This window comes from Pseudomonas serbiensis (genome assembly GCF_030580745.1).
Lineage (GTDB): Bacteria > Pseudomonadota > Gammaproteobacteria > Pseudomonadales > Pseudomonadaceae > Aquipseudomonas > Aquipseudomonas serbiensis.
The window spans coordinates 1-11,987 of the sequence record NZ_JAUQOO010000043.1 but is presented as its reverse complement, the minus strand read 5'-3'; the positions used below and the strand labels follow the sequence as shown (position 1 = coordinate 11,987).

The window sequence follows — 11,987 nt, the reverse complement described above, 5'->3', positions numbered from 1 at the left end:
GGAAGGTTTCCCCGGTGGACAACGAGAGGATGCGCGAGACGGTATCGAAGTGCGACAGGCGCACGCTCCAGCCCTTGCCGAAGCCGATATTGCGGGGGCTCATGGGGCTGAAGCCGAGGCTGAGGGGCACGGTGGGTCCGCACAAGTGATTGGCCTTGAGTTCAGGCAGGGTAATGACGCAGGTGTACTGGCCGGTGCGAGGGTCGACACCGGCCTGGAGCGCGCTGAGAAAGTTGAAGGCGTTGGAATGGACAGTGGGTGTGGGCATGGAGAAATCCCCGGCAGGCAAATGAAGGCATTGTGATTGGAACAACCATTACGGTGTCGGCACGGCAGAACGCTCGATTTTCACGCACGAAAGCTTTCCACCCACCTGCTCATCCACCCTGCTGAAAATCAGCATCACTCCCGGCACGACAACCGAACCAGGCGGCTTTTTGCCGGCCTCTTCGATATCGATACCTTTCTCCATATTGGTGGGCTGCTGTATGGTTTTGAAACGGAAAGAAAAGTTTTCGTTATCCGTGCAATTGGGGGAGTCGTGGAATGAAAAGAACGTCGCCGATGGCACATTCTCCAGCTTGAACCCATAAGCCTCATCATTATCACAATCAAATGAGTTATTCTGAAAGTTGATGGTGGACGTAACAAAAGGAATACTGCAGTTAATCGGGTAACTGCCATCTGCATTCTTCTTGTTCAAGATCACTAACTGCCCATCGGCGTCAGCAGCCTGCACCTGTGAAACATGGCCGGCAATGGAAGTACACAGGGCCATGACCGAGATCAATGGCAGAAGTTTTAACATGCGCCGCGTCATGACAATGATTCCTGTTATAAGCATTTTATAAAACTGCCTGCATACTTTAAAACCAGAGAGTATCAGGCAGAAAAAACAACACTGTGACTGATGCTAGCAGCCGTTGAATGGCTGGCAACTGGCATTTCTACCAGTAGACAATTGACAGAAGACGGCGGACATTCCTGCTCATGTGCCTGACATGCATTTACAGCAGATGACACTATGGATGGCTACAACATGAATGAGTCCTAAAATGCATAACCAGGATAAAAGGCGATATCCCTAATGATCGGGAGAACATCATGGCTCTTTCAAATGATATACCGATAAAGACTATAGGCGGCGACCCGCTAGATATACTGCTGAGCTGGCTAGTGAAAACCCCCAGGACCCTCGGCTGGGACGCTATCGTGGCTTATAACCGTGGCCGGGTAAATGCGTTATTGATCCAGCAATATATAAAAAAACTGACGGCCGAAAACTACCTCTCTCCCATCGACGGTCAGATACAGGGGGAAAACGAAAAACTGAAATTCTTCGGTATCCAGTTGGGTCTGCCGTGGCTTTCATTTGAAAATGCCGATATCGAGCATTCGACAGCCCGAGTGACCCAGACGATTACCGCAGGACTGGCCATCCTGCAAAGCGAACCGGCGGGCGGTTACAAGACGATTCATTCGATCATGCAGCCCAATGGCGCAGTAGGACCCACATTATGGATGGATGTGGACCTGCTGAGCGCGCCGGGAGACGTCACGCAAGCAGGCGTGGTACAGATTGATCTCTCGAAGATGACCAACTTTGAGACTGATCTTTTCTTGGACAAGGCAAGCGCCACCCATGCAAAAGAGTTTTTCATTGAGCGTTTCAAGGAAAATCCGGAACTGCAGGTTTACACCCTGGGCGCCCTGGACAAGAGCGCAGACTCCACCCTGGCTCCGCAACACTTTGTCGTCCGCACCCAGCCAGCACCTGGTGCCACTAGCCGGGCAGCCCCCAACTATGGCGACGGTGCCGTGGTATTGCTGGTGACACTGAAAAACGGAGCGGACGGTCAAACGCCCACTAAAAACAGTGACTTCAAATACTTGATACCCAATGATGAAAACGGAACCAAGTATTCAGGGACGGTACTGATTTCAAACAACGTCTTGTTCACCAAACTCATCACCCACCACCTGAACATTCTACTGCCCGGAAAAACCCTGACCCCTAAAACGTCTACAGATGAGCAAGGAAAGCCGGGGCATATATACCTGGAATACACGCAGGGAGCGATAACGAAGTCCGACTACAAGTTTGTTTGCAATGGTTACTACAGCAACTACATTGTCACCGCCAGCACCCCCCTGATCACAATTCCTTTGGCAGGCGCGACCTTTACAGCCTATTCCGACGCTATTTATTTCAACTGGACAAACAAGACGTTCCCCATCAGTATGCATTACCACAATACCCGAGGCGACCTGAGCGATACGCACTCGGACGAAACAGTAAACATTAAAACAAACCTGAGCGTGGCCTTAAAACTCAGCATCTACCCTGATACCGGCGTCATACATTTTGAGCAGGAAGACGTGGCCGACGAGCAAATCGAAATTGATATGCCAAAGGATCACTACGCACAGAACTTTAATCGTTATGTGGATGATTTGCGTAACGTCATCAAAGACAATCTTTTCGAGTTCACCAAAAACCTGGCGCTCCCCGACATCAACACCCTCCTGTTACGGAACCTGCTATTCCCAGACCACAACCTGATGGTCCTGACAGACGCTTATGTTCCCGGAGATCTGACGGTCTTCGGCAACGTCACGCCCTCCCTGACCAGTTTCGTCATAGAGCCCGAGCACGTCGTCCTGAAGCCGGAGGGCAACGCAACATTCAGAGTAGAACCGGCCGCCACAGTGACCTGGAGCGTGAAAGGCTTGCCGGGAGACAATCGTTCCGTCGGCACCATCAACAATCAGGGCGTCTATATCGCTCCCACCACGGCGCAGCTTGAAGGCCGAAAGCCTCATCAGGTGATCATTACTGCGGCCGGTACGACATCACGAGGTATCGCGGCCTCCTCTTCGACCCTGGTCTCGATTGTCCCCCAGACCATTACCCTGAACCCGGTCTTTTCAGTAGTCAAACCTGAAGGCAGCATCCAGTTCACCGCCGCAATAGCGGATGACAGACCGTTGCAATGGACCATGAGAGCGCCAGGTCAAGGCGGCAAGCTTGTACCTGCAACGGGCCTGAGTACGACCTATACGGCCGCACCGCTACAGGTTTCAGGCATGTTCACCCTGGATGTGATTGAGGTAACTGACACTTTGGGCAACCTGGGCGAGGCTTACATACTGGTCATCAACAGAGAGCTCGGCGGGCAGGTAGACGTGGATTTTGCCCAGGCTGCGAGTGGCAAGGCACAACTGAGCTTCCTGAAACAATACGGTGCCGATCTTACCCCTGTTCCGCCAGAGAAACTGACATGGACATTGCTGGCAGGTACAGGCTCCGTGGATGCCTCAGGCCTCTATACCGAACCGCAATATCAGGTCACGGGATTTGCCTTGATTACCTGCGCATTTGCTCGCGAACCCGACTTCGAAGGCGCGCCCATACCCGTCGACTATGGATACACCGCAATAGCACTCCCCTTGCCGCAATATTCCGGCAAGGCAATGAAATACCCATAAACAAGGGAACTTGAAAGGCCACTGGCATTTCTGCCAGTAGACAACTTTCACAAGACCGTAGAGATTCTTTACCGCACAGCGAAGTTTGCACGAACTTATAACAGGCGTCGTTTTGTACGACGACAGCAGTCTTTAGTCATTAAATGCATAACCTCCCCGGAAGGCGACACTCTTTATTACATGGAAACCATCATGACTCTTCCAGACGACACACACATAAAGGCTGTAGGCGGTAAATCACGAGACGCTCTGTTGACCTGGCTACAGCAAAACCCCAAGACCCAGGGCTGGGACGCCATTGTGGTTTATAACCGTGGGCGGGCCAATGCGTTACTGTTGCAACAATATATAAAAAAACTGACCTCCGAAAACTACATGTCTCCCATCGACGGGCATATCGAGGGAGAGGAAGGCTCAAAACTTAACTTCTTCGGCATTCAGTTAGGCCTGCCCAGGATTTCTTTCGAAAATGCCGATATCGAGCACTCCAAAGCCAAGATTACTCAACCCATTACCGCAGGACTGGCCATTCTGAAAAGCGAACCGGTCGGCGGTTACAAAGGCATTCATTCCATCATGCGGCCCAATGGAGCCGCAGGGCCAACGTTATGGATGGATGTGGACCTGATCAATGCACCCGGCAACGTAACAGATGCCGGAGTCGTACAGATTGATCTCTCAAAAATGACCGCATTCGATACCGACCTCTTCTCGGACCAGGTAAGCATCATCAATGCAAAAAACTTCTTCCTTGAACGCTTCAAGGAAAAACCGGAGCTGCAGGTTTATACCCTGGGTGCCCTCAACACAAGCATGGACACCACACTCACCCCGAAAAATTTTATCATACGTACCCAGGCGGCACCTGGGGCCAAAAACCGGGCAGCACCCAACTACAGCGACGGCGCCGTAGTGTTGCTGGTGACATTGAAAGGCGGGACTGACGGTGGCGCCCCTACCGAAAACAGCGACTTCGAGTATCTGATTCCCAATGATGAAAACGGAACCAAGTACTCGAGTGCTGTACTGCTTTCAAATAGAGTCCTGTTCAGCAAGCTGATTCTGCCAGTGCTCAATCAACACCCCAATATGACTTACGAACTGAAATCACCCACGGATGAAGATGGCAAAGCTTTACACTTATATGCACAAGCCTTGAAAGAAAACTATGTAAAACCGGCGGGCACAGTATTTACAAGCTCCTCTGACGGACACCATAGCACCTTGAGATTACTGGAAGACGCTGTCATTAAAGTCACGGAGGAAGCCCCCTACTCCGGTGTAGTATTAAAGGCCCAGAATAACACTCTTCACGTAGAGTGGAATGCCCATAACACAAGCGATTGGAACCAGAAAGTTGATGTCAATAACGGCAACGATACGGATGTCAACGGCCAGTTTGAATTCAATCTATATACCAAGACAGACATGACACCTGAAGTAGATCCGATTACCAGCGCCATCCAGTTTTCGACGACCGTAAGTGCTGAAACCGGGAGCAGTATAGGCGACTATGATTGGCTGAATTTTTTCGGTTTCGATCATCGAGCCGTATTTTTTAGAACATGGTACGAAAAGCTGAACGAGCATTTCTTCAACCATATTGCCAACATCAAGATCCCCGACATCGACACATTCCTGTTACGAAATCTCCTGTTTCCCGACAGTAACTCAATGGTCCTGACAGACGCTCATGTACCCGGAGATCTGGCCATTTTCGGCAATGTCGACCCTTCCCTGACCAGCTTCGTGATAGAACCCGAACAAGTCATTCTGAATCCGGGCAGCACCAAGACATTCAGCGTCGCACCGGCAGCTACCGTGACCTGGAGCGTGCAAGGTTTACCAGGGGACACCAGCCCCTTCGGCTCGATCACCAATGAGGGCGTCTATACCGCACCTACAGTGGCGGAACTTCAAGGCAGCGACTCCCAGCAGGCAATCATTACCGCGACAGGCACAACAGCACGAGGTATTGCGGCCTCGTCTTCAACCCTTGTCTCCATTGTCAGCCAGACCATTTCCCTGAATCCGATCTTCTCGGTAACCAAATCCAATGGCGAACTGAGCTTTACCGCTGGAACTCTTGATGACAGGCCACTGAAATGGGCCATGAAGAACCCGGCCCAAGGTGGTCAGTTGAACCCCACTACGGGCAAGAGCACAACCTATAAAGCCTCTGCCGACAACTCGACAGATATGTTCATCCAGGATGTGATTCAAGTGACTGACGATCAGGGCAACATAGGCCAGGCCGAAGTACTGGTGATCAACAAGGTACTGGGCGGACAGGTAGAAGTTGATCTGGCCCAGGCGGCGCAAGGCAAAGCCCAATTGAACTTCATGAAACAATACGACAGCGGGCCTATACCCGTTCCGCACAACAAACTGGTCTGGGCATTGCTGGGGGGCACAGGCTCGGTGAATGAACTGGGTGTCTACACCGAACCACAGGAAAAACTGCCGGGGTTCGCCATCATTACCTGCACATTTGCTCGCGAGCCGGAATTTGAAGGCGCTCCCATACCCATCGATTACGGATACACCGTCATACCACTGCCCTTGTCGCAGTACCCGGATATAGGCAGGGCATACCAGTAAATCAGGAAGCGTGAATGGCCACCGCACTTGGTGGTGGCCGGGGACAAGGAGTCAATCGAGGTGTGACATGGCAAATTCACTGAACTCACTTTTACAGGCACTCAAAGGCCGAACCAATACCCTGGGCTGGGGGGCAATCGTGTCCTTCAACCGTACCAAGGCCAATCACCTTCTGGCGCAACAACATATTGCGCGGTTCAGTACAGACAGCTTCCTGCCCGCGATCCGCGGAACGGTGCAACTGGAAGGGCCTGAAACCCTGGAACTGAGCGGGATCATTCTGAGTGCTCCACGCCTCTCGTTTGAAAATGCATCACTGAAAGACTCCAGGGCACGCCTGAATATGGATATCGTTGGCGGCACGGTCACTCATTACAGCAATGCCCCTGGCTCTCCGACGCGAGCGCTCTCCAGTTTCAATATTTCCGAACAGCATGGTTACCGCTTGAACGCCGATATTGAACTGAGAAAAGTGGTGGGAGGCATCAACAAGAACTCTCAAGTCATTCTGGATATCTCGAAAGCCACAGAATTCACGACCAATCTCGTTGAGCTGGGCGTCAGCCCGACGCTGATAGGCGGCTTTTTCAAGGCAAGGTTCGACTTGCTACCGGCAGAACAGCAAATCTATTCACTGGGTTTGCTGGACTTCAATGCCGATGACCTGTTGGCTCCCAAGGACTTTTATATCCTGACCCAGGCAGCGCCTGAGGGAAAAAATCTCAAGTCGGACAGTTATGGCGATGGCGCTGTAGTGTTGTTTGTTCGCACCAAGAACAACTTTCACGACGGAATATTACCGGTAGATGAGAGCACATTCCCTTATCTGATCCCCGATGACAAGGTGCCGGGCGAGGATCGCTCAAAGTACTCAGGTTCGTTATTGATCGCCCGCCAGGCGATCATGCACTGGTTTATAGCACCCTATATAAAAAACCTTGTAGGTCGCGGACTGAATCTGGATGTCGAGGATGAAAACGCCGATTATCAACTGAAAGCTGTCGCAGGTAGTTATTCCGTCGGCAAAATTGATGTAACGACGGAAAGCTGGCCACACACCTACCACTTCATCAAGGAAGACCTTTCATTCACGTTCATTAACAACCTGACGATCTACATAAGACCGGATTTCCGACTGGCACTCAAGTGGAGTGGCAACTCAATCGAAACCTTTCGCATCTGGAATGAGCAGGTGGGATGGTGGGACAGTGAATATGATACCGATGCTGAATTCACTTATAACCTGGACCTGATCTTTGATACGGTCCTGGATCCTGTTACCAACACTGTCCAGTTCGAGCGTTCGGATCAATCCGGTTCCTCTTACGAGCTTTCTATCCACAAGACCTCCATGGACCCTAAAAATCTTATCGAAAAAGCGGCCGACGTATTAGCGCAGACCATGGACGTCATGCTCAACCTGTTCAAAAAAATCGATATTCCTGAAATAAATTTCTTCGGCATCAGCCATCTGCTGTTCCCGGAACACAATGCCCTGATCCTGAAAGAAGCCCACTTGCCCGGCGACCTGGCCATGTTCGGGGAAGTCGACCCGGCCCTGACTTCGTTCAGCCTCAAGCCGCTTTACACGACGGTAAAAACCGGTGACAACCTGCAGTTTGAAATTATCGAACTGCTCTATCGCGCACGGGCTGCCAATATCACCTGGAGTGTTCGCGACATCGATGGCTCGCGCTCCCAGGGAGTCATCAATACAGGAGGCTTGTACACCGCGCCTTCGGTCGGGCAACTTGAAGACAAGACCACCCGTAACGTGGTCACCGCCACTTACACCGATCCCGAGACAGAGGCAATGCGCACAGCTTCGGCACTGGTGGTGGTCGTCGCCAGTTCCATGGCAATGACCCCTGCCCTGCATGCCATAGACCTGCGCTCCCCTCGTGCTGTCACGTTCAAGGTCTCGACCCTCAGCGGCAACCCGGTAACCTGGGCTCCCCTGCCCCCCGAGCAAGGAACGCTTTCGGCCAACGGCCATCAAGCGACCTATACGCCCCCAACCACCCTGCCCTCAGGCAAGTTTCTACCGGTAACCCTTGAGGCAATTGATTCCGGCACCCAGGCCAGGTGCCCGGGTACCGTGCTGCTGATCAATGGCGTACTGCCCATGGATGTCAGACCCGCCTTTCATCCGGGGCTTGCGCCATCCGCCTCTTTACATATGTCCCTGCCAGGGCAGAAGGATGAGGCCAGCAGTGTGCAATGGAGCGTGGCCACTGGTAATGGCAGCATCGATGCAATGGGCAACTTCAAGGCACCGGATGTGATCACCCAGCCTTATACGGTCATTCAGGGCAGCTATTTCGATGGCGTGGGCACCCAATCAGGTTATGGGGTCATTCATTTATCCGAAATCGCTCCGCGAGCGAAATGGGTGCGCCTTGAAGACTTCACCATCAAGGCACAATCCGGGTCGGTAAAACTGTTTGCCAATGGCCTGGAACAAGTCAAGGTCCGGGTGGCAGTCAAGCCGTTCGACGAGCAGGACATAGAAGTGCCTCTTACGCCCTCCGAACTGAATAGCATGCGGCTGATCGTTGCTGACACACTCAATGAACTGCCTTATATCGGTGAAAAAGGTATACCCGCCGATGCGCCCGAGGGAAAACAATGGGGCGTCAATGAGTCCAGAAACGCTTATCTGTATTATCCCCCTGACCCCTCCCGAACCAGTGAACCACAGGCTCTGGATGGCAGTGGCAAATCTCTGTATATCCAGACACGCAGCCCGCTACCATTAAAAATAGCCGTTGCCTTGACCCGCGCCGATCAGGCCGAATTCAATTCGACTGAACAGGATGGCTCCGAAGAAAAACACAACATCATAGAAATCACACCAAGAACCGTGCCCAGCTATGCCATAGAGAGTTATGAGTTTGAGCACGTCCGGGTGGTGGGCGAAGCAGACAATGATTACAACCTCAACACCATTGATTACTACTACCTGAGGTTCAAACAGTCCGTCCAGAATATAAAGTTCGTCACCGTCGAGTTTGACAGCACCGCCAGTATGGTTCAGTGGGAAAGCCGTCAATATGCGGAGCTCATGGGCAGTTACACCGGCTACGCACTGCCCGGCAGTAGAACACTCTTGTTTGAACCATTATTGATGCAGACCATTGAACCTGAGTTACGCCCAAGCCTTGATGTCATTCCCGGCAAGGAAGCGCCTCTGGGGGCCGTCTTGATCAGCCTGCATCGGCGTTCAGACTTTGCGTTCAACAATAACAGTGACTTTGACCAGCCGATGAAACTGAAGCTGATTGATGAGTACGGGAACCTGCACAAACTTACCGTGCGATTCAAGTCCCCGAGCGACCGTAATGAACTGATGATCATTGCAACCAATTGATCGCGCGCTCCTGCCCTGTCGGGAGCGCCGAAAAAACAACATCAATTAACGGAGTAAGCATTCTCTATACCCTGCTTGCTCCTGGGTGAACACTGTCAGATCAGTCGTTGACCGGCCTGTCTAACAGCAGACAACCACCAGGGTCACGAAGAGTTCTGCTGACCTGCTACAGCAACAAGGAGTCATCGAGGTGTGATATGGCAAATTCACTGAACTCACTTTTACAGATACTTAAAGGCAGAACCAATACCCGAGGCTGGGGAGCGATTGTGTCTTTCAACCGTACCAAGGCCAACCATCTTCTGGCACAACAGCATATCGCGCGGTTCAGTACAGACAGCTTCCTGCCCGCGATCCGCGGCACTGTGCAACTGGAAGGGCCTGAAACCCTGGAACTGAGCGGGATCATTCTGAGTGCCCCGCGCCTCTCGTTTGAAAATGCATCACTGAGGGACTCCAGGGCACGCCTGAATATGGATATCGTTGGCGGCACGGTCACTCATTACAGCAATGCCCCCGGTTCTCCTGCGCGAGCGCTCTCCAGTTTCAATATTTCCGAACAGCATGGTTACCGCTTGAACGCCGATATTGAACTGAGAAAAGTGGTAGGAGGCATCAACAAGAGCTCTCAAGTCATTCTGGATATTTCAAAGGCCACAGAGTTCACGGCCAACCTGATTGATCTGGGCGTCAGCCCGACGCTGATAGGCAATTTCTTCAAGGCCAGATTCGATGAGTTACCGACGGAACAGCAAACCTATTCACTGGGGTTGCTGGACTTCAATGCGGATGACCTGTTGGCCCCCAAGGACTTTTATATCCTGACTCAGGCAGCCCCTGAAGGAAAGAATCTCAAGTCGGACAGTTATGGTGATGGTGCCGTGGTGTTGTTTGTTCGCACCAAGAACAATTTTTACGATGGCACGTTGCCGACAAACGAGAGCGAGTTTCCTTACCTGATTCCCGATGACAAGGTGACGGGCGAGGAGCGCTCGAAGTATTCCGGCTCGTTGCTCATTTCCCGCCAGGCTATCATGCACTGGTTCATTGCTCCCTACATGAAAAGCCACATTGAACGCGGGCTGAACTTTGAGGTAAAAGAAGATACCGGGTCAACAGGTGACTATCGACTGATTGCGATTGCTGGAGAGTTTGAAGTAGAACCCATCGACATCCAGTACGATCATGGCAGAGAAAACTTCCACTTCATAAGAAACGATCTGCATATCCCCTTCTCACAAAAGCTATCCATTTTCGTCAGACCTGACTTTCGCCTTGCACTGGAATGGAATGGAACCAGCACTGAAGTATTCCACTATTGGGATGATATCGCCGGATGGTGGGACGAACACAAGGATGTCAATGTCACCCTTGAACATACGCTTTCGATTATCTTTGACAACCAACTGAATGCCGTTGAAAACACCCTGAACTTTGTACAGTCACCGACTTCCAGCCAGAGCGTAAATATCAGCATCGAGGGTGAAGAAGCTCTTTATCAACCCCTGATGGAGAAAGCAAGACAAGCCCTGGTTAAAATCTTGACGCAAATACTGGATACCTTCAAAACCATAGACATCCCTGAAATAAATTTCTTCGGCATCAACCACCTGCTGTTCCCGGAACACAATGCCCTGATCCTGAAAGAAGCCTACTTGCCCGGCGACCTGGCCATGTTCGGGGAAATCGACCCGACCCTGACTTCGTTCAGCCTCAAGCCGCTTTACACGACGATCAAAACCGGTGACAACCTGCAGTTTGAAATTATCGAACTGCTCTATCGCGCACGGGCTGCCAATATCACCTGGAGTGTTCGCGACATCGATGGCTCGCGCTCCCAGGGAGTCATCAATACAGGAGGCTTGTACACCGCGCCTTCGGTCGGGCAACTTGAAGACAAGACCACCCGTAACGTGGTTACCGCCACTTACACCGATCCCGAGACAGAGGCAACGCGCACGGCTTCGGCACTGGTGGTGGTCGTCGCCAGCTCCATGGCAATGACCCCTGCCCTGCATGCCATAGACCTGCGCTCCCCTCGTGCTGTCACGTTCAAGGTCTCGACCCTCAGCGGCAACCCGGTGACCTGGGCTCCCCTGCCCCCCGAGCAAGGAACGCTTTCGGCCAACGGCCATCAAGCGACCTATACGCCCCCAACCACCTTGCCCTCAGGCAAGTTTCTACCGGTAACCCTTGAGGCAATTGATTCCGGCACTCAGGCCAGGTGCCCGGGTACCGTGCTGCTGATCAATGGCGTACTGCCCATGGATGTCAGACCCGCCTTTCATCCGGGGCTTGCGCCATCCGCCTCTTTACATATGTCCCTGCCCGGGCAGAAGGATGAGGCCAGCAGTGTGCAATGGAGCGTGGCCACTGGTAATGGCAGCATCGATGCACTGGGCAACTTCAAGGCACCGGATGTGATCACCCAGCCTTATACGGTCATTCAGGGCAGCTATTTCGATGGCGTGGGCACCCAATCAGGTTATGGGGTCATTCATTTATCCGAAATCGCTCCGCGAGCGAA

General features: G+C 52.2%; 6 protein-coding genes. 4 read left to right on the top strand and 2 right to left on the bottom strand.

Annotated features, from left to right (window positions below):
* Positions 1 to 268, bottom strand: a 268-nt coding sequence (locus Q6A51_RS27105; protein ID WP_304576168.1) for a hypothetical protein, incomplete at its 3' end; no start/stop codon positions are given.
* Positions 269 to 316: 48 nt separating this feature from the next.
* Entirely contained in the window at positions 317 to 820 is a 504-nt protein-coding gene (locus Q6A51_RS27100; RefSeq protein ID WP_201020672.1) for a hypothetical protein, read from the bottom strand.
* Positions 821 to 1,104: 284 nt separating this feature from the next.
* On the opposite strand from Q6A51_RS27100, the gene Q6A51_RS27095 reads away from it, so the two are divergent.
* The 4 genes from Q6A51_RS27095 to Q6A51_RS27080 all read left to right on the top strand — a co-directional run.
* On the top strand, positions 1,105 to 3,489 hold the full coding sequence (locus tag Q6A51_RS27095; protein WP_201020673.1) for a hypothetical protein: 2,385 nt from the start codon (positions 1,105 to 1,107) through the stop codon (positions 3,487 to 3,489).
* A 192-nt stretch (positions 3,490 to 3,681) separates the two neighbouring features.
* The gene (locus Q6A51_RS27090) at positions 3,682 to 6,090 is read left to right on the top strand and encodes an immunoglobulin domain-containing family protein (protein ID WP_304576167.1); all 2,409 of its coding nucleotides are present in this window, start codon (positions 3,682 to 3,684) and stop codon (positions 6,088 to 6,090) included.
* A 67-nt stretch (positions 6,091 to 6,157) separates the two neighbouring features.
* A complete protein-coding gene (locus Q6A51_RS27085; protein WP_304576166.1) occupies positions 6,158 to 9,460 on the top strand; it encodes a hypothetical protein in 3,303 nt (1,100 codons plus the stop codon).
* 269 nt (positions 9,461 to 9,729) lie between these two features.
* The coding region (locus Q6A51_RS27080) for a hypothetical protein (protein ID WP_405046192.1) at positions 9,730 to 11,987 on the top strand (2,258 nt) is incomplete at its 3' end.